Source organism: Erwinia sp. Leaf53, from assembly GCF_001422605.1.
Taxonomy (GTDB): Bacteria; Pseudomonadota; Gammaproteobacteria; order Enterobacterales; family Enterobacteriaceae; genus Erwinia.
Genome location: NZ_LMLK01000012.1, coordinates 1 through 19,215 on the forward strand (window position 1 = coordinate 1; position 19,215 = coordinate 19,215).

A 19,215-nucleotide genomic window follows, 5' to 3' on the forward strand; every position below is an offset into this window, starting at 1 on the left:
GCTCTTTAAAAATCCGGAACAAGCTGAAAATTGAAACGACGTATCGTTTTCATTCTCCGTAATAAGAATGAAGTTAACGATATGTTCGAGTCTCTCAAATGCTTGCAGCTCAAAGTTGTCCYWCGGGACGCTTGTGGGTTGTGAGGTTAAGCGACTAAGCGTACACGGTGGATGCCTAGGCAGTCAGAGGCGATGAAGGGCGTGCTAATCTGCGATAAGCGTCGGTAAGGTGATATGAACCGTTAYAACCGACGATACCCGAATGGGGAAACCCAGTGTGTTTCGACACACTATCATGTCATGAATACATAGTGGCATGAGGCGAACCGGGGGAACTGAAACATCTAAGTACCCCGAGGAAAAGAAATCAACCGAGATTCCCCCAGTAGCGGCGAGCGAACGGGGAACAGCCCAGAACCTGAATCAGTTTGTGCGTTAGTGGAAGCGTCTGGAAAGTCGCAGGGTACAGGGTGATACTCCCGTACACAAAAGCGCAYATTCTGTGAGTTCGATGAGTAGGGCGGGACACGTGACATCCTGTCTGAATATGGGGGGACCATCCTCCAAGGCTAAATACTCCTGACTGACCGATAGTGAACCAGTACCGTGAGGGAAAGGCGAAAAGAACCCCGGCGAGGGGAGTGAAACAGAACCTGAAACCGTGTACGTACAAGCAGTGGGAGCACCTTCGTGGTGTGACTGCGTACCTTTTGTATAATGGGTCAGCGACTTATATTCTGTAGCAAGGTTAACCGTATAGGGGAGCCGAAGGGAAACCGAGTCTTAACTGGGCGTTAAGTTGCAGGGTATAGACCCGAAACCCGGTGATCTAGCCATGGGCAGGTTGAAGGTTGGGTAACACTAACTGGAGGACCGAACCGACTAATGTTGAAAAATTAGCGGATGACTTGTGGCTGGGGGTGAAAGGCCAATCAAACCGGGAGATAGCTGGTTCTCCCCGAAAGCTATTTAGGTAGCGCCTCGTGAACTCATCTTCGGGGGTAGAGCACTGTTTCGGCTAGGGGGCCATCCCGGCTTACCAACCCGATGCAAACTGCGAATACCGAAGAATGTTATCACGGGAGACACACGGCGGGTGCTAACGTCCGTCGTGAAGAGGGAAACAACCCAGACCGCCAGCTAAGGTCCCAAAGTCATGGTTAAGTGGGAAACGATGTGGGAAGGCACAGACAGCCAGGATGTTGGCTTAGAAGCAGCCATCATTTAAAGAAAGCGTAATAGCTCACTGGTCGAGTCGGCCTGCGCGGAAGATGTAACGGGGCTAAACCATGCACCGAAGCTGCGGCAGCGACATGTAAATGTTGTTGGGTAGGGGAGCGTTCTGTAAGCCGTCGAAGGTGGACTGTGAGGTCTGCTGGAGGTATCAGAAGTGCGAATGCTGACATAAGTAACGATAAAGCGGGTGAAAAGCCCGCTCGCCGGAAGACCAAGGGTTCCTGTCCAACGTTAATCGGGGCAGGGTGAGTCGACCCCTAAGGCGAGGCCGAAAGGCGTAGTCGATGGGAAACGGGTTAATATTCCCGTACTCGGTGTTACTGCGAAGGGGGGACGGAGAAGGCTATGTTAGCCGGGCGACGGTTGTCCCGGTTTAAGCATGTAGGCGGAGGTCTTAGGTAAATCCGGGACCTTATCAACGCTGAGGTGTGAYGACGAGGCACTACGGTGCTGAAGTAACAAATGCCCTGCTTCCAGGAAAAGCCTCTAAGCATCAGGTAACATYGAATCGTACCCCAAACCGACACAGGTGGTCAGGTAGAGAATACCAAGGCGCTTGAGAGAACTCGGGTGAAGGAACTAGGCAAAATGGTGCCGTAACTTCGGGAGAAGGCACGCTGTCGGTAGGTGAAGGGACTTGCTCCTGGAGCCGAAGGCAGTCGAAGATACCAGCTGGCTGCAACTGTTTATTAAAAACACAGCACTGTGCAAACACGAAAGTGGACGTATACGGTGTGACGCCTGCCCGGTGCCGGAAGGTTAATTGATGGGGTTATCGCGCTGCGAGAAGCTCTTGATCGAAGCCCCGGTAAACGGCGGCCGTAACTATAACGGTCCTAAGGTAGCGAAATTCCTTGTCGGGTAAGTTCCGACCTGCACGAATGGCGTAATGATGGCCAGGCTGTCTCCACCCGAGACTCAGTGAAATTGAACTCGCTGTGAAGATGCAGTGTACCCGCGGCAAGACGGAAAGACCCCGTGAACCTTTACTATAGCTTGACACTGAACATTGAGCCTTGATGTGTAGGATAGGTGGGAGGCTTTGAAGCGTGGACGCCAGTCTGCGTGGAGCCATCCTTGAAATACCACCCTTTAACGTTTGATGTTCTAACCTGGCGCCGTAATCCGGCGTGGGGACAGTGTCTGGTGGGTAGTTTGACTGGGGCGGTCTCCTCCCAAAGAGTAACGGAGGAGCACGAAGGTTAGCTAATCACGGTCGGACATCGTGAGGTTAGTGCAATGGCATAAGCTAGCTTGACTGCGAGAGTGACGGCTCGAGCAGGTGCGAAAGCAGGTCATAGTGATCCGGTGGTTCTGAATGGAAGGGCCATCGCTCAACGGATAAAAGGTACTCCGGGGATAACAGGCTGATACCGCCCAAGAGTTCATATCGACGGCGGTGTTTGGCACCTCGATGTCGGCTCATCACATCCTGGGGCTGAAGTAGGTCCCAAGGGTACGGCTGTTCGCCGTTTAAAGTGGTACGCGAGCTGGGTTTAGAACGTCGTGAGACAGTTCGGTCCCTATCTGCCGTGGGCGCTGGAGAATTGAGAGGGGTTGCTCCTAGTACGAGAGGACCGGAGTGAACGCACCACTGGTGTTCGGGTTGTCATGCCAATGGCATTGCCCGGTAGCTAAGTGCGGAAAAGATAAGCGCTGAAAGCATCTAAGCGCGAAACTTGCCTCGAGATGAGTTCTCCCTGGKTCCTTGAGACCCCTGAAGGGACGTTGAAGACTACGACGTTGATAGGCCGGGTGTGTAAGCGCAGCGATGCGTTGAGCTAACCGGTACTAATGACCCGTGAGGCTTAACCTTACAACGCCAGAAGCGTTCTGGTNCTACGACGTTGATAGGCCGGGTGTGTAAGCGCAGCGATGCGTTGAGCTAACCGGTACTAATGACCCGTGAGGCTTAACCTTACAACGCCAGAAGCGTTCTGGTGGCGTTCGAGAGACGCAAAGATTTTCAGCTTGTTTTACCGGATAAAGAATTCAGTTGTTCTGCGGACTATAGTCCGAAGGATTTTGTACTGAGGCAAGGCGGCAAGCGAAGGCAGTGAAGGAGCATACACCAGTATGTGACTGAGGTGACGAGCGCAGCCAACGCGGCATCAGTGCAAAAGACACAGGACGGCACAAAAGATTTGCCTGGCGGCTTTAGCGCGGTGGTCCCACCTGACCCCATGCCGAACTCAGAAGTGAAACGCCGTAGCGCCGATGGTAGTGTGGGGCCTCCCCATGCGAGAGTCACCTGACCCCATGCCGAACTCAGAAGTGAAACGCCGTAGCGCCGATGGTAGTGTGGGGCCTCCCCATGCGAGAGTAGGGAACTGCCAGGCATCAAATAAACAGACAAGCCTCATGCGAAAGCATGGGGCTTTTTTGTGCGTGTGATATAAAAAATGGCGTAAAGAACCCCAAAAACGGTAAGACCCAATGGGAATTTCAGGCGACTGACCGCCAGAAAAGCCAGAGATCTCTGTTTCAGTCGTTATTACGCTTACTTTTGTCGTATTTATAACCGCATCTGTTACCTGTTTTGCTTCCATTCCCATATTCCCATGTTTGTATTCGCTACAGCTGTCACATTTTCTCTTCTTAATTTCCTTTTTTAACGCAGACCCGCACTAAATCCCTCAACAGGTTGCGTGCCTCACTTCAGGATAGAATCTTTTCTGACCGCCACCGGGCATGGAGGATATGTTTAAAATGAGATACTGCACTCGCCTGGTACCTGGAAACAGGTGTTTTACGCTGGCCTTTCTGCCCGGCAGACCGGGCGCAAAACGGAGAATTATCCGCAAAGGAGTGACCCATGAAAGAGCAGTTTCAGCAGCTGGACGACAGCACTCCGAACCCTCTTATCCGAACAATTGTTGTTGCCTCATCGGGTAATCTGGTGGAGTGGTTTGATTTCTATATCTATTCATTCTGTTCGCTCTATTTTTCCCACCTGTTTTTCCCCGACAGCGATCCCACTACGCAACTGCTGAAGTCGGCGGCTATTTTCGCCGTTGGTTTCCTGGTGCGTCCACTGGGCGGTTGGATCTTTGGCCGATTTGGAGACCGGCATGGGCGCAAAAACGCCATGCTGATCTCCGTATGCATGATGTGTATTGGTTCACTGGTGATCGCCTGCCTGCCGGGATACGCCGTCATTGGCGTCTGGGCACCGACGCTGCTGCTGCTGGCGCGCATATTTCAGGGAATTTCGATTGGCGGCGAATACGGCACCACTGCGACCTATATGAGTGAAGTGGCGCACACTGGCCGGCGCGGGTTCTATGCCTCCTTTCAGTATGTCACCATCATTGGTGGTCAGATGCTGTCGCTGCTGGTACTGGTGATACTGCAGGCCATCATGACGCGGGAAGCACTTTATGAGTGGGGCTGGCGTATTCCGTTTGTAGTCGGGGCGTTGCTGGCCGTGGTGGCGCTATGGCTGCGGCGCTCACTGAGTGAAACCACCGACAGTACCATCCGCCATCACCGTGACGCGGGGCGGATTTCCGCATTATGGCAACATAAAAAATCGGTCGCGCTGGTACTGGTATTCACCGCCGGCGGGACGCTGAGTTATTACGTGTTTACCGTCTATATGCAGAAATATCTGGTGAATACGGTCGGGATGGCCCCAGAACTGGCCAGCAGGATCATGATTGGCGCGTTGATTATCTATATGCTGCTGCATCCGCTGGTTGGTGCGTTGTCGGACAGGATTGGCCGGCGGCGATCGATGATGATTTTCGGGGTGCTGGCAACATTATGTACGGTTCCGATCCTGACGCTGTTGCGCAGTGCGGACAGTCCGTGGTACGCGTTTTTTCTGGTAATGCTGGCACTGACCATTATCAGCTTCTATACCTCAATCAGTGGTGTATTGAAGGCGGAAATGTTTCCGACCGAAGTACGTGCCCTGGGTGTTGGCCTTTCTTACGCAGTGGCGAATGCGCTTTTTGGCGGCTCGGCCGAATATGTGGCGTTGTCGCTCAAAGTCGCCGGCCATGAAGCCTGGTTTTACTGGTATGTCACTGCAATGAGTGTGCTGGTGCTGGTGACGGCCTTTATGATCCCGTCGAAAGAGCACGAAGCACTGCTGCAGAGGCCGCCCGGCAGTTGAAACATTTTCAACAATCCGATGAAGCCTCGACATTATCAGGTGTCCAGGGTATCTTCAGGCATCTGGATGTCTAAACGTATAAACGTATGTATTGAGGAAGCAGGTTATGCCGATCAGGGTACCCGACGAATTACCAGCCGCGAGTTTTCTGCGTAACGAGAACGTCTTTGTTATGACGTCCAGCCGTGCGAGCACGCAGGAGATCCGCCCGTTAAAGGTGCTGGTACTGAATCTGATGCCGAAAAAGATCGAAACGGAAAACCAGTTTCTGCGCCTGCTTTCTAACTCACCGCTGCAGATCGACATCCAGCTGCTGCGCATCGACAGCCGCGAGTCACGTAATACTCCCAACGAGCACCTGAACAACTTCTACTGTAACTTTGATGATATTCAGCATGAGAATTTTGACGGCCTGATCGTCACCGGTGCCCCGTTAGGGCTGGTCGACTTTTGCGACGTTGCCTACTGGCCACAGATCCAGCGGGTGCTGCACTGGGCGAAAGAGCACGTCACCTCCACGCTGTTTGTCTGTTGGGCGGTGCAGGCTGCGCTGAATATTCTTTACGGCATCCCTAAGCAGACGCGGGATAACAAACTGTCTGGCGTCTTCGAGCACCAGATCCTGCATCCGCACGCGCTGCTGACCCGCGGCTTTGACGATAGTTTCCTCGCGCCGCACTCGCGTTACGCTGACTTCCCGACACAGCTACTGCGTGACTATACCGACCTTGAAATCTTTGCCGAATCAGAACAAACCGGTGCTTACCTGTTTGCCAGCAAAGACAAGCGGCTGGCCTTCGTCACCGGTCACCCCGAGTACGATGCGCTGACGCTCTCCGGTGAATATCATCGCGATTTTGACGCCGGGCTCAACCCGGAAGTACCCTTTAACTACTTCCCGCAGGACAACCCGGCCCTTCCACCGCGTGCCAGCTGGCGCAGCCACGGCAACCTGCTGTTTTCAAACTGGCTAAACTACTACGTTTATCAGATCACGCCGTTTGATCTGCGTAATATGAACCCAACGCTGGAATAACTTTATCGGGCCATTTTTCGCCGAAGTTAGCGACACGTTGCCCCGTCAGGACGGTAAGTTCGTGCTGAATTTTCGTACCCTGCTCACCCTGACCGAACGCTAATGGCATTCGACGGAATGCCATATTTAGCCTCTCTCCCCGCTGGCATGCTCCTGTCTGCTGTTTATGCCCTTTATCCCTCAAACAGAATACAAATCTTCAGACTCTACCCTGGAGACTTTTACGTTAATCCGAAGAGGGTCGTGCCATAGCACCTACCCTTAATGAAGCCTGAACCCCCTGCCAGTGCAGGTAGGTTTACTCCGCCACCTGCTAATCGATGCTCACCCCGTATCCGCCGATCTCACGGCGCTAAGCCCTGTCTCTCTTTAATTTTTGAAATGCCAATCATTCCGTTGGTTGTTTTTTATCTAAAAAAATCATTATCTTGCATAGATTAACTATAAAAAATGGAAATTGTTTTTGATTTTAAATTTAAGCTGATGCTATTTTGATCGGGAAGATTAAAGTTTGTGCATCCATATGGATCGTCTGCGATAGCGACGATCGGGCAGATTCTGACAGGGGAGCGGGCTTATGACAGAGCAGGCAACAGGCGAAAAACTGCATTTTCAGACCCGGAGAGGCGTGCAGGAACAGCAAATTCTGACCGAAGATGCCGTCGGGTTCCTGACGGAGCTGGTTACGCGATTTATGCCGCAGCGGCAGGCGTTACTGGAGGAGCGGGCGCGCGTTCAGCAGCGGATCGATGGGGGAGAACTGCCGGATTTTAATATGGAAACAGTTTCCATTAAAAATAAAAAGTGGCAGATCCGCGGTATTCCGCAGGATCTGCAGGACCGTCGCGTAGAGATCACCGGCCCGGTCGAGCGCAAGATGGTGATTAACGCGCTGAACGCCCGGGTGAAGGTGTTTATGGCCGACTTTGAGGATTCGCTGGCGCCGGGATGGGAAAAAGTGATCGACGGTCAGATCAACCTGCGCGATGCGGTTAACGGCACCATCAGTTACCGCAACGAGCAGGGCAAGATCTACCAGCTGAAGCCCGATCCCGCGGTGCTGATCTGCCGGGTGCGCGGCCTGCACCTGCCGGAAAAACACGTCAGCTGGCAGGGTGAGGCGATCGCCGGCAGCCTGTTTGACTTCGCGCTCTATTTTTACCACAACCACCGCGCGCTGCTGGCCAAAGGCAGCGGCCCGTACTTCTACCTGCCGAAAACTCAGTCTTACCAGGAAGCCGCCTGGTGGAGCCAGGTGTTCAGCTTTGCGGAAGATCGTTTCGATCTGCAGCGCGGCACGATAAAGGCAACGCTGCTGATCGAAACGTTGCCGGCGGTATTCCAGATGGACGAGATCCTCTGGCACCTGCGCGATCATATCGTCGGGCTGAACTGCGGGCGCTGGGATTACATCTTCAGCTATATCAAAACGCTCAAAGCACACCCGGATCGGGTACTGCCGGATCGCCAGGCGGTGACGATGGATCAGGGCTTCCTTGATGCCTACTCCCGCCTGCTGATCAAGACCTGTCACCGGCGCGGTGCGCTGGCAATGGGGGGAATGGCCGCGCTGATCCCGGATAAAGATCCGCAGAAAAATGAGCAGGTGCTGAACAAGGTCCGCGCCGACAAGCAGCGCGAAGCGGCCAACGGCCATGACGGCACCTGGATCGCCCATCCGGGGCTGGCCGACACGGCGATGGCGGTGTTTGACCAGCGGCTGGGCGATCGGCCCAACCAGCTCAGCGTGCTCCGTGAACAGGACGCTGAGATCGCCGCCGCCGAGCTGCTGACCCCCTGCGCCGGTGAACGCACCGCCGCAGGGATGCGCGCCAACATTCGCGTGGCGGTGCAGTATCTGGAGGCCTGGATCGGCGGTAACGGCTGCGTGCCGATCTACGGCCTGATGGAGGACGCCGCCACCGCGGAAATTTCCCGTACCTCGATCTGGCAGTGGATCCGCCACGGCAAAACGCTGCAAAGCGGCGAGGTGGTCACCGAAACGCTGTTCCGCCAGATGCTGGCGGAGGAGATGCAGGTGATCCGTGCGGAGCTGGGCGAGGCGCGCTTTAACGCAGGGCGTTTCACCGAAGCCGCCGCGCTGATGGCACGGATCACCACCGACCGCGAACTGGTTGAGTTTCTGACCCTGCCCGGTTACGAGCTGCTTACCTGAACCTGAACCTGAACCTGAACCTGAACCTGAACCTGAACCTGAACCTGAACCTGAACCTGAACCCTGAACCCTGAACCCTGAACCCTGAACCCTGAACCCTGAACCCTGAACCCTGAACCCTGAACCCTGAACCCTGAACCCTGACAAGGAGCACCATGATGACTTCTCGTACCGAACAGATTCAGCAGACCGAACAGACCTGGCGCGACAGCCGCTGGAACGGCATCCTGCGCCCCTACAGCGCGGCAGAGGTGGTGCAGCTGCGCGGATCGGTTAATCCGGCCTGTACGCTGGCGCAGCAGGGGGCGGAAAAGCTGTGGGCGCTGCTTAACGGCGGTGCCGGCAAAGGCTACGTTAACTGCCTCGGCGCGCTGACCGGCGGCCAGGCGTTGCAGCAGGCGAAGGCCGGCATTGAAGCGATCTACCTCTCCGGCTGGCAGGTGGCGGCGGATGCCAACCTGGCGGGCAGCATGTATCCGGATCAGTCGCTCTACCCGGCGAACTCGGTGCCGTCGGTGGTGGAGCGCATCAACAACAGCTTCCTGCGCGCCGATCAGATCCAGTGGGCCGCCGGCATTGAGCCGGGCGACCCGCGCTATACCGACTACTTCCTGCCGATCGTCGCCGATGCCGAAGCGGGCTTTGGCGGCGTACTCAACGCCTTTGAGCTGATGAAAGGGATGATTCAGGCGGGGGCGGGCGGGGTGCATTTCGAAGATCAGCTGGCGTCGGTGAAGAAGTGCGGCCATATGGGCGGTAAGGTGCTGGTGCCAACCCAGGAGGCGATTCAGAAGCTGGTCGCCGCCCGGCTGGCCGCCGACGTGATGGGCGTGCCGACGGTGCTGATTGCCCGCACCGATGCTGAAGCCGCCGACCTGATCACCTCGGACTGCGACCCGTATGACCGCGAATTCATCAGTGGCGAACGCACCGCCGAGGGTTTCTTCCGCACCCACGCCGGGGTGGAGCAGGCGATCGCCCGTGGGCTGGCCTACGCCCCTTACGCCGACGTGGTGTGGTGCGAAACCTCGACCCCGGACCTGGCGCTGGCGCAGCGCTTCGCCGGGGCGATCCACGCCCGTTTCCCCGGCAAGCTGCTGGCCTATAACTGCTCGCCGTCGTTCAACTGGAAAAAGAACCTCGATGACGCCACCATCGCCCGCTTCCAGCAGGCGCTGGCGGAGATGGGCTACAAATACCAGTTCATCACCCTGGCCGGCATCCACAGCATGTGGTTCAACATGTTTGACCTGGCAAAAGCCTACGCGCAGGGGGAAGGGATGCGCCACTACGTGGAAAAGGTTCAGCAGCCGGAGTTTGCCGCCATCGAGCGCGGCTACACCTTCTCCTCCCACCAGCAGGAGGTCGGCACCGGCTATTTTGACCGGGTCACCAACACTATCCAGGGCGGCGCTTCGTCGGTCACCGCACTGACCGGCTCCACCGAAGAGCAGCAGTTCTGAGTCGCACCGTCGGCAGACCGCGCCAGAGAGGCTTACGGCGTTCCTCCGATGCCTTATTAAGCGTTGGGGATTGGAGGGCGCACGGACTCACGCAGTGGGGCGGTCGTGCCAGCAGAGAGACTAACGGCGCTCATCTGATGCCTTATTGAACGCAGGGGAACGGAGGGTGTACGGGCTAACGTATTGGAGCGATCGCGCCAGCAGGATGCTCTGAATCATTGATGTCATAGCGGGTGGAGGTAGCCGATGGCTTCAGAAACATTGATTGCACAGACGATTCTGCAGGGATTTGACGCCCAGTACGGGCGTTTTCTGGAGGTGACCGCCGGGGCGCAGCAGCGCTTTGAGCAGGCCGACTGGCCGGCAGTACAGGCGGCGATGAAGGCGCGTATCCACCTCTACGACCATCACGTCGGGCTGGTGACCGAGCAGCTGCGCTGCATGGCCGGGCCGGAGGTGGCGGACCAGCATTTTCTGCAGCAGGTCAAAGCCGTCTACACCGGCCTGCTGCCGGACTATCCACGCTTTGAAATTGCCGAAAGCTTTTTTAACTCGGTTTACTGCCGCCTGTTCAGCCATCAGTCGCTGACCGAGGAGCGGCTGTTTATCTTCAGCTCACAGCCTGAACGTCGTTTCCGTACTATCCCACGGCCGCTGGCGAAATCCTTTAACGCCGCGCAGGGCTGGCGGCCGCTGCTGGCGGCGCTGCTGGCCGACCTGCCGCTGCGCCTGACGTGGCAGGATCTGCCGCGCGACGTCGGTTTTATCCTCGCGCATCTGCAGGAGCATTTCCCGGCGGCGGCGCTGCAGCAGGCCACGCTGCAGGTGGCTAACGAATTGTTTTACCGTAACAAGGCCGCCTGGCTGGTGGGCAAACTGCGCACGCCGGACGGCGTTTTCCCCTTTCTGCTGCCGATCCATCGCAGCGACGAGGGCGAGCTGTGGATCGATACCTGCCTGACCCAGCCGCGCGAAGCCAGCATCGTGTTCGGCTTTGCCCGTTCCTACTTTATGGTTTACGCGCCGCTGCCCGCCGCGCTGGTAGAGTGGCTACGCGAGATCTTACCGGGCAAAACCACCGCCGAGCTGTATATGGCGATTGGCTGCCAGAAGCACGGTAAAACCGAAAGCTACCGCGAGTACCTCAACTATATGGCGGGCAGCGAGGAGGCTTTTGTTATCGCGCCCGGCGTGCCGGGGCTGGTGATGCTGGTGTTTACCCTGCCGGGGTTCGATCGGGTGTTTAAGGTGATTAAGGACCAGTTTGCGCCGCAGAAAGAGGTCACGCCGGCCCGCGTGCGCCAGTGCTATCAGCTGGTCAAAGAGCACGATCGCGTTGGCCGCATGGCGGACACCCAGGAGTTTGAGCACTTTGCCATCGAACGCGGCCGCATCAGCCCGCCGCTGCTGGCGGCGCTGCAGCGCGACGTGCCGTCGATCCTGCGTGAGGAGGGTGAAATGCTGGTGATAGGCCACCTGTATATGGAACGGCGGATGACGCCGCTCAACCTGTGGCTGGAGCAGGCCAGCCCGCTGCAGCGCCGTGAGGCGATCGAAGAGTACGGCAACGCGGTGAAACAGCTGGCCGCCGCCAACATCTTTCCCGGCGATATGCTGTATAAAAACTTTGGCGTCACCCGCCACGGTCGGGTGGTGTTCTATGACTACGACGAAATCAGCTATATGACCGAGGTGAACTTCCGCGATGTGCCGCCGCCGCGTTATCCGGAAGATGAGCTGAGCGCCGAACCCTGGTACAGCGTGGCGCCGGAAGACGTGTTCCCCGCCGAATTCCGCCACTGGCTCTGCGCCGATCCGGCGATTGCCGCGCTGTTTGACGAGATGCACGGCGAACTGTTCAGCGCGGCGTACTGGCGCGGACTGCAGCAGCGCATCCGCGACGGGCATATTGAGGACGTGTTTGCCTACCGCCGCCGCCAGCGCTTTGCTCAGCGCTACGGCAGCGGCGTGACGGCTCAGGTGTAGAAGTAGCGCACCACGTGGAAGAATACCGGCGCGGCGAAGCACAGGGAATCAATGCGATCCATCATGCCGCCGTGCCCCTCGATCATCGCGCCGAAGTCTTTCACCCCGCGATCGCGTTTGATGGCGGACATGCACAGCCCACCGAGGAAGCCGAGCAGGGTGATCAGCAGCGAGATCAGAAACGCCTGCCACGGGGCAAACGGCGTGATCCACCATAAACCCATTCCCACCAGGCTGGCAGAAAGGATGCCGCCGACAAAGCCCTCAACGGTTTTGTTCGGGCTGAGCTTCGGCACGATCGGCCGCTTACCGAACAGCTTGCCGAACACGTACTGCAGCACGTCGGAGATCTGCACCACAATCATCAGGAACAGCAGCAGCTTGATGTTCTGCTGCTCAAAGCCGGGGATCTGCAGCATCAGCAGCGCCGGGGCGTGGCTGATGCAGTAGACGGCGATCATCATGCTCCACTGGATCTTGGCCGCCCGCTCCAGGAAGTGCTGCGTATCACCGGCCACCGCCAGCCGCGCCGGAATAAACAGCCAGGCGTACACCGGGATCAGAATGACAAACACGCCGTACCACTGCACGCCGACCAGCAGATACTGCAGCGGCAGAATGATAAAGAAGCACCAGAACAGCGTCTCATGATCGCTGCGGCGGGTGGGCAACAGCGTAATGCACTCGCGCAGGGCGAAGAACGACATCAGCATAAACAGCACCACCGAGCCGATCGGGCCGATCAGCATCGCCAGCACCGAAATAATACACATCACCCACCAGGCGCGGATGCGCGCGTTAAGGTTGCTGACGGTGGCGTTCTGCTTAAAGTGGGCGATGATGCCGCCGGTGATGCTGGCGAACAGCAGCAGGCCAAACAGGCCGCTGAGCAGCCAGATCAGAGAATCATCCCATTGGGTCATGGTGCCAGCGCCTCCAGCGCGGATTGGGTTCGGTCCAGAAATGCCTGCTTATCTTCACCGTCCTGCACGCCCGGCAGCGGGCTGCCGAAGGTGGCGCTGCAGATGATCGGCACCACCAGCCGCGAGCCTTTCGGCAGCACGCGGTTAAGGTTATCCAGCCACACCGGCACCAGCTCCACCTCCGGCCAGGCTTTGGACAGATGATAAAGCCCGCTTTTAAAACGGTTCAGCTGTTCGCCGTCGCCGCGGGTCCCTTCCGGGAACAGGATCAGCGAGTGCTGCTGCGCCAGCGCCTGTTTCAGCGGTTCCAGCGGATCCGGGCGCACCGCAGCACCGGCCTGCGCCGTGGCGGCGCTGCGGCGCTCCACCAGCACCGCGCGGAACACCTGCAGCGCCAGATAGCGGCGCAGGCGGGAGCCCAGCCAGTAGTCGGCGGCGGCCACCGGATGCACCGTATCGCGCAGCGGCTTCGGCAGGCTGGCCCAGATCACCAGCCCGTCGAGGTGGCTGCTGTGGTTGGCGAAGTAGATGCGGGTTTTACCGGCGTCCGGCTCGCTGTGCCAGCGCGAGCGGATACCGGTCAGCAGGCGGCACGCCGTCACCAGCAGCCTGCTGACCAACCGTGCGGATAAACGGCGCTTACTCATGTGGCACCTCCTTACGCAGCGCGGCGGCCACCAGCCGGGTACGCCGCACGCAGGTCACCAGCGTACCGGCGATAATCAGCCACAGCGCGATGCTCAACAGCGTCTGGCCCCAGCCGGGCAGCAGCAGGGTTATCACCGCCGCCAGGGTCAGCAGCGCCATTCGGTGCTGCTTGGCCATCGGCCCGGCGAAGCGCTGCGCCAGGCCGCAGCTGCCGCCCAGCAGGCGGATATAGGCGGTCATCATCGCCAGCAGCGCGGCGGCCCAGCCCAGCGTCGGGCCGAGCGGCAGGCTGGTCAGGCCGTAGCCGACGCCAAGCAGAATCAGCGAGTCAGAGATGCGGTCGGGCATATCGTTATAGATTGCGCCCACCGCGCTCTTCAGCCCGCCCTCAACGGCGACCATGCCGTCAAACAGGTTACACAGCAGCCGGCCCTGAATGCCGATAATGGCACCGGCCATCGCCAGCCGGGTCAGCCCGTCGCCGTCGCCACGGAAGGCAACGGCAAAGCAGACGGCGGCCAGCAGCGCAAAGACGATACTGGCGACGGAGATTCCGTTAGGGGTGGCGCCGGCGCGCTGCAGCCAACGCGCGGCGGCGGTGGCCCAGCGCGCGTCGCGCGTTTTGACCGGACGGCGGTCCTGAACGTCCTTATCCATATTTATCCTCCAGAGGATGAAAGTAAGGTGGGGCAGGCTCCCGGTGCCGCCGTGACGGCGCGGCCCGGGACGATTTTTTTTATCAGCGCACGCCGCCGTATTCGCGGGTGATCTCTTTCGCTGCCTTGATCACCAGAGCGCCGATCTCGGTGACGCGGTCATCGGTGATGCGCGAGATCGGCCCGGAGATCGACAGCGCGGCAAAGGGCTCATGGTGTTCGTCGTAGATGCAGGCCGCCACGCAGCGCAGGCCGAGCGCGTGCTCTTCATCATCAAAGGCGTAGCCGCTTTTGCGCACCCGCGCCAGATCTTCTTTCAGGCTGTGCGGCGACATCAGCGTTTTTGGCGTGTAGTGATGCAGCCCCTGGCGGTGCAGCAGCCCGGTCACCTGCTGCTCGCTCAGGTTGGCCAGAAACGCCTTGCCGGCCCCGGAGGCGTGCATCGGCAGCTTGCCGCCGATCGGTGCCGACATGCGCATCAGCTGGGTACACTGCACCTGATCGATGATCACCGCCTGATGGTCGCTGAGATCCAGCACCGCCAGATTAACGGTTTCGCCCGACTGCTCCATCAGCGTGCGCAGCATCGGGTGCACCAGCGCCAGCAGGTTGCGGCTCTGCAGGAAGCTGCTGCCGACCACAAAGGCGTGCGCGCCGATGGTCCACAGCCCGAGATCGCCCACCTGACGCACAAAGCCCTGCTGCTGCATGGTGCTTAGCAGCCGGTGGGTGGTGGAGTTGGGCAGCCCGGCCTGCTGGGCCAGTTCGGTCAGCGCCACGCTGCCGTGGGACTCGGCGATCAGTTCCAGCAGCGTCAGACCACGGGTCAGCGACTGCACCTGACCGGTAGCATTAGGTCCTTGCGCGGTGGTCTGGCGCGGTTTTTTGCCGCGTTTAGCCACGACGGGGGTAGCCATAACGAACTCCTTAACGTTTCATCCTGTGGAAATCATTTTCGTTTTATTGGCTAATAATGCAACGGCTACGAATCAGGTCTGACCAGCAGGGCACAAGCTGAACAACTCTCAACTGCGATTGCTGTTACCCGTACAAAAGTTGTGCCAGTATGGCTTACTGGCGCTGGGGCCAGCAGGCGATGGCGAAGAGGCAGGAACGGTGAGCAACAGGACGGAAGCGCTGCATCAGCAGCTGGCAAAACGCATTATGCTGCTGGACGGCGGTATGGGCACCATGATCCAGAGCTACAGGCTGCAGGAGGACGATTTTCGCGGTACGCGTTTCGCCGGCTGGCCCTGCGATCTGCAGGGCAACAACGATCTGCTGGTGCTGACCCAACCCGACATTATCCGCGATATCCATAACGGCTACCTCGCGGCGGGTGCCGATATCCTCGAAACCAACACCTTTAACGCCACCACCATCGCCATGGCCGACTATGAGATGGCATCGCTGTCGGCGGAGATTAACCGGGTAGCCGCACAGCTGGCCCGCGCCTGCGCCGATGCGTGGACGGCGAAAACGCCCGAGCGCCCGCGCTACGTTGCCGGTGTGTTAGGGCCCACTAACAGAACCTGCTCGATCTCGCCGGACGTCAACGACCCCGCCTTCCGTAACGTCACCTTTAACCAGCTGGTGGAGGCCTACCGTGAATCAACGCGGGCGCTGATCGAGGGCGGTTGCGATATCATCATGATTGAAACGGTGTTCGACACCCTCAACGCCAAGGCGGCGATCTTCGCCGTGCAGAGCGAGTTTGAGGCGCTGGGCGTGACGCTGCCGCTGATGATCTCCGGTACCATTACCGATGCCTCCGGCCGTACCCTCTCCGGTCAGACCACCGAAGCCTTCTATAACTCGCTGCGCCATGCTGAACCGCTGTCGTTTGGCCTGAACTGTGCGCTGGGCCCGGACGAACTGCGCCAGTACGTCGCCGAGCTGTCGCGTATTGCCGAAGGTTACGTCAGCGCGCACCCCAATGCCGGGCTGCCCAACGCCTTTGGCGAATACGATCTCGACGCGGCCATCATGGCGGAGCAGATTGGCGAATGGGCGCGGGCGGGCTTCCTGAATATCGTCGGCGGCTGCTGCGGTACCACGCCGGAACATATTGCGGCGATGGCCAGAGCGGTGGAAGGCGTGGCACCGCGCCCGCTGCCGGCCATCCCGGTCGCCTGCCGCCTGGCGGGGCTGGAAGCGCTGACCATCAGCCCGGAAACGCTGTTCGTTAACGTCGGCGAGCGCACAAACGTCACCGGCTCCGCCAGATTTAAGCGGCTGATCAAAGAAGAGAAGTACAACGAAGCGCTGGACGTGGCGCTGCAGCAGGTGCAGAGCGGCGCGCAGATCATCGACATCAACATGGATGAGGGGATGCTCGACGCCGAAGCGGCGATGGTGCGCTTTCTTAACCTGATTGCCGGCGAGCCGGATATCGCCCGCGTGCCGATTATGATCGACTCCTCAAAGTGGGAGGTGATCGAGAAGGGCCTGCAGTGCATCCAGGGCAAGGGCATCGTCAACTCGATCTCGATGAAAGAGGGCATTGAGCCGTTCCTGCACCACGCGCGGCTGGTGCGCCGCTACGGCGCGGCGATGGTGGTGATGGCCTTTGACGAGGTCGGCCAGGCCGACACCCGCGAACGCAAAATCGAGATCTGCCGCCGCGCCTACAACATTCTCACCGAACAGGTGGGCTTCCCGCCGGAAGACATCATCTTTGACCCGAATATCTTCGCGGTCGCCACCGGCATTGAAGAGCACAACAACTACGCGGTGGACTTTATCGGCGCCTGTGAGGACATCAAACGCGAACTGCCGCACGCGATGATCTCCGGCGGCGTCTCCAACGTCTCGTTCTCGTTCCGCGGCAACGAGCCGGTGCGCGAGGCGATCCACGCGGTATTCCTCTATCACGCCATCCGCAACGGCATGGATATGGGCATCGTTAACGCCGGCCAGCTGGCGATCTACGACGACCTGCCGGCCGACCTGCGCGAAGCGGTGGAGGACGTGGTGCAGAACCGCCGCGACGACGGCACCGAACGGCTGCTGGCGCTGGCGGAAAAATACCGCGGCAGCAAGGGCGACGACGACAGCACCAGGCCGCAGGCCGAATGGCGCGGCTGGGAGGTGGCGAAGCGGCTGGAGTATTCGCTGGTGAAGGGCATCACCGAATTTATTGAAGAAGACACCGAAGCCGCCCGCCAGCAGGCTGCGCGGCCGATTGAAGTGATCGAAGGCCCGCTGATGGCCGGTATGAACGTGGTCGGTGACCTGTTCGGTGAGGGTAAAATGTTCCTGCCGCAGGTGGTGAAATCGGCCCGCGTGATGAAGCAGGCGGTGGCCTGGCTGCAGCCCTATATTGAAGCCAGCAAAGAGAAGGGCAGCACCAACGGTAAAATCGTCCTCGCCACGGTGAAGGGTGACGTACACGACATCGGTAAAAACATCGTTGGCGTGGTGCTGCAGTGTAACAACTACGAAATTATCGACCTCGGCGTGATGGTGCCGGGGGAGAAAATCCTCAAAACCGCCCGCGAGCACAACGCCGACATTATCGGCCTCTCCGGGCTGATCACCCCGTCGCTGGATGAGATGGTCAACGTGGCGAAGGAGATGGAGCGCCAGGGCTTTACCCTGCCGCTGCTGATCGGCGGAGCCACCACCTCGAAGGCGCATACGGCGGTAAAAATTGAGCAGAACTACAGCGGGCCGACGGTCTACGTGCAGAACGCCTCGCGCACGGTGGGCGTGGTCTCCGCGCTGCTTTCTGCCGGCCAGCACGACGAGTTTGTTGCCCGCACCCGCAAAGAGTATGACACCGTGCGCATCCAGCACGCGCGCAAAAAGCCGCGCACGCCGCCGGTCAGCCTGGCTGTGGCGCGCGCCAACGACACGAAAATTGACTGGGAAAACTACACGCCACCCCCTGTCCGGCAGCAGGGCGTCAGCGAAGTGAGCGCTAACATCGAAACCCTGCGCCACTACATCGACTGGACGCCGTTCTTTATGACCTGGTCGCTGGCCGGCAAGTATCCGCGCATTCTGCAGGATGAGGTGGTGGGCGAAGAGGCGCAGCGGCTGTTTGCCGATGCCAACGCAATGCTCGACCAGCTGAGCCGCGACGGCACGCTCAATCCGCGTGGGGTGGTTGGTCTTTTCCCGGCTAACCGGGTGGATGACGATATCGAAATCTACACCGACGAGTCGCGCACGGAAATTTTGCAAGTGAGTCATCACTTACGCCAGCAGACAGAGAAAACGGACTTCCCGAACTACTGCCTGGCCGATTTTGTTGCGCCGAAGTCGAGCGGCAAAGCCGATTACCTGGGGGCTTTTGCGGTCACCGGCGGCCTGGAAGAGGATGCGCTGGCCGCGGCGTACGACGCGCAGCACGACGACTACAACAAAATCATGCTTAAGGCGCTGGCAGACCGCCTGGCGGAGGGCTTTGCCGAATACCTGCACGAGCAGGTGCGTAAGACGATCTGGGGCTTCGCACCGGACGAGAGCCTGAGCAACGAGGAGCTGATCCGCGAAAACTACCGGGGCATCCGCTCGGCACCCGGCTACCCGGCCTGCCCGGAACACACCGAAAAGGCCACCATCTGGCAGTTGCTGGACGTGGAAGCCCGCACAGGGATGAAGCTGACCGAGTCCTTCGCCATGTGGCCCGGCGCGGCGGTCTCCGGCTGGTACTTCAGCCACCCTGACAGTAAATATTTCGCCGTCGCCCAGCTGCAGCGCGATCAGGTAGAAGATTACGCCCGCCGTAAAGGCATGCCGGTCAGCGAGGTCGAGCGCTGGCTGGCACCGAACCTCGGGTATGACGCTGACTAACCCACCATCGGCACTCCACTAGTTCGGTCGGCAGCCTGCGTAAACGGCTGCCGACCGCGCGTCTGAGCTGCACCTGGCCCGCTATGATAACCCTCACATTTTCAGCAAAATCCTTACTGCATTTGCCCCTTACTCACACATATCATGCTGATTAAAAACCTGATTTTTGAT

The 19,215-nt window shown here is 58.9% G+C and carries 10 protein-coding genes and 2 rRNA genes; 8 read left to right on the forward strand and 4 right to left on the reverse strand.

The window, feature by feature from the left end; translation table 11 throughout:
- The first annotated feature begins 144 nt into the window (after positions 1 to 144).
- The 7 genes from ASF13_RS08845 (at position 145) to aceK (ending at position 12,017) form a co-directional block, all read left to right on the forward strand.
- Positions 145 to 3,052: ribosomal RNA gene (locus tag ASF13_RS08845) — 23S ribosomal RNA — on the forward strand.
- Between the two features lie 331 nt (positions 3,053 to 3,383).
- Positions 3,384 to 3,478 (forward strand): 5S ribosomal RNA (gene rrf, locus ASF13_RS08850).
- A gap of 573 nt (positions 3,479 to 4,051) precedes the next feature.
- Positions 4,052 to 5,356 (forward strand): MFS family transporter, encoded by a 1,305-nt coding sequence (locus ASF13_RS08855; RefSeq protein WP_056234984.1) that lies wholly within the window; start codon positions 4,052 to 4,054, stop codon positions 5,354 to 5,356.
- Positions 5,357 to 5,462: 106 nt separating this feature from the next.
- Positions 5,463 to 6,392, forward strand: a complete 930-nt coding sequence (gene metA / locus ASF13_RS08860; RefSeq protein WP_056234985.1) for a homoserine O-succinyltransferase — start codon at positions 5,463 to 5,465, stop codon at positions 6,390 to 6,392.
- A 577-nt stretch (positions 6,393 to 6,969) separates the two neighbouring features.
- On the forward strand, positions 6,970 to 8,568 hold the full coding sequence (aceB, locus tag ASF13_RS08865; RefSeq protein ID WP_056234988.1) for a malate synthase A: 1,599 nt from the start codon (positions 6,970 to 6,972) through the stop codon (positions 8,566 to 8,568).
- Positions 8,569 to 8,723: 155 nt separating this feature from the next.
- Positions 8,724 to 10,031, forward strand: a complete 1,308-nt coding sequence (aceA, locus tag ASF13_RS08870; protein ID WP_056234991.1) for an isocitrate lyase — start codon at positions 8,724 to 8,726, stop codon at positions 10,029 to 10,031.
- A gap of 246 nt (positions 10,032 to 10,277) precedes the next feature.
- Positions 10,278 to 12,017, forward strand: a complete 1,740-nt coding sequence (gene aceK / locus ASF13_RS08875; protein ID WP_056234995.1) for a bifunctional isocitrate dehydrogenase kinase/phosphatase — start codon at positions 10,278 to 10,280, stop codon at positions 12,015 to 12,017.
- On the opposite strand, the gene ASF13_RS08880 is transcribed toward aceK, so the two are convergent.
- From ASF13_RS08880 to iclR, 4 genes are all read right to left on the reverse strand, one after another.
- Positions 12,008 to 12,940: a phosphatidate cytidylyltransferase gene (locus ASF13_RS08880; RefSeq protein ID WP_056234998.1), complete on the reverse strand. Its 933-nt coding sequence runs from the start codon at positions 12,938 to 12,940 to the stop codon at positions 12,008 to 12,010. The two genes, aceK and ASF13_RS08880, sit on opposite strands and share 10 nt — an antisense overlap.
- A complete protein-coding gene (locus tag ASF13_RS08885) occupies positions 12,937 to 13,587 on the reverse strand; it encodes a 1-acyl-sn-glycerol-3-phosphate acyltransferase (RefSeq protein ID WP_056235001.1) in 651 nt (216 codons plus the stop codon). Before ASF13_RS08885 ends, ASF13_RS08880 begins: the two co-directional genes overlap by 4 nt.
- Positions 13,580 to 14,245: a CDP-alcohol phosphatidyltransferase family protein gene (locus ASF13_RS08890; RefSeq protein ID WP_056235004.1), complete on the reverse strand. Its 666-nt coding sequence runs from the start codon at positions 14,243 to 14,245 to the stop codon at positions 13,580 to 13,582. Before ASF13_RS08890 ends, ASF13_RS08885 begins: the two co-directional genes overlap by 8 nt.
- An 82-nt stretch (positions 14,246 to 14,327) precedes the next feature.
- Positions 14,328 to 15,161 (reverse strand): glyoxylate bypass operon transcriptional repressor IclR, encoded by an 834-nt coding sequence (gene iclR / locus ASF13_RS08895; RefSeq protein ID WP_056235008.1) that lies wholly within the window; start codon positions 15,159 to 15,161, stop codon positions 14,328 to 14,330.
- A 199-nt stretch (positions 15,162 to 15,360) separates the two neighbouring features.
- Here iclR and metH point away from each other — a divergent pair, with 199 nt between their 5' ends.
- A complete protein-coding gene (gene metH, locus ASF13_RS08900) occupies positions 15,361 to 19,044 on the forward strand; it encodes a methionine synthase (protein WP_056235011.1) in 3,684 nt (1,227 codons plus the stop codon).
- The last annotated feature ends 171 nt before the right edge of the window (positions 19,045 to 19,215 follow it).

Bases quoted from the DNA above. Each gene is read 5' to 3' on its own strand.
- aceA (WP_056234991.1), top strand. From the start codon at position 8,724: ATGATGACTTCTCGTACCGAACAGATTCAGCAGACCGAACAGACCTGG.
- ASF13_RS08855 (WP_056234984.1), top strand. From the start codon at position 4,052: ATGAAAGAGCAGTTTCAGCAGCTGGACGACAGCACTCCGAACCCTCTT.
- iclR (WP_056235008.1), bottom strand. From the start codon at position 15,161: ATGGCTACCCCCGTCGTGGCTAAACGCGGCAAAAAACCGCGCCAGACC.
- ASF13_RS08885 (WP_056235001.1), bottom strand. From the start codon at position 13,587: ATGAGTAAGCGCCGTTTATCCGCACGGTTGGTCAGCAGGCTGCTGGTG.
- aceK (WP_056234995.1), top strand. From the start codon at position 10,278: ATGGCTTCAGAAACATTGATTGCACAGACGATTCTGCAGGGATTTGAC.
- metA (WP_056234985.1), top strand. From the start codon at position 5,463: ATGCCGATCAGGGTACCCGACGAATTACCAGCCGCGAGTTTTCTGCGT.
- aceB (WP_056234988.1), top strand. From the start codon at position 6,970: ATGACAGAGCAGGCAACAGGCGAAAAACTGCATTTTCAGACCCGGAGA.
- ASF13_RS08890 (WP_056235004.1), bottom strand. From the start codon at position 14,245: ATGGATAAGGACGTTCAGGACCGCCGTCCGGTCAAAACGCGCGACGCG.
- ASF13_RS08880 (WP_056234998.1), bottom strand. From the start codon at position 12,940: ATGACCCAATGGGATGATTCTCTGATCTGGCTGCTCAGCGGCCTGTTT.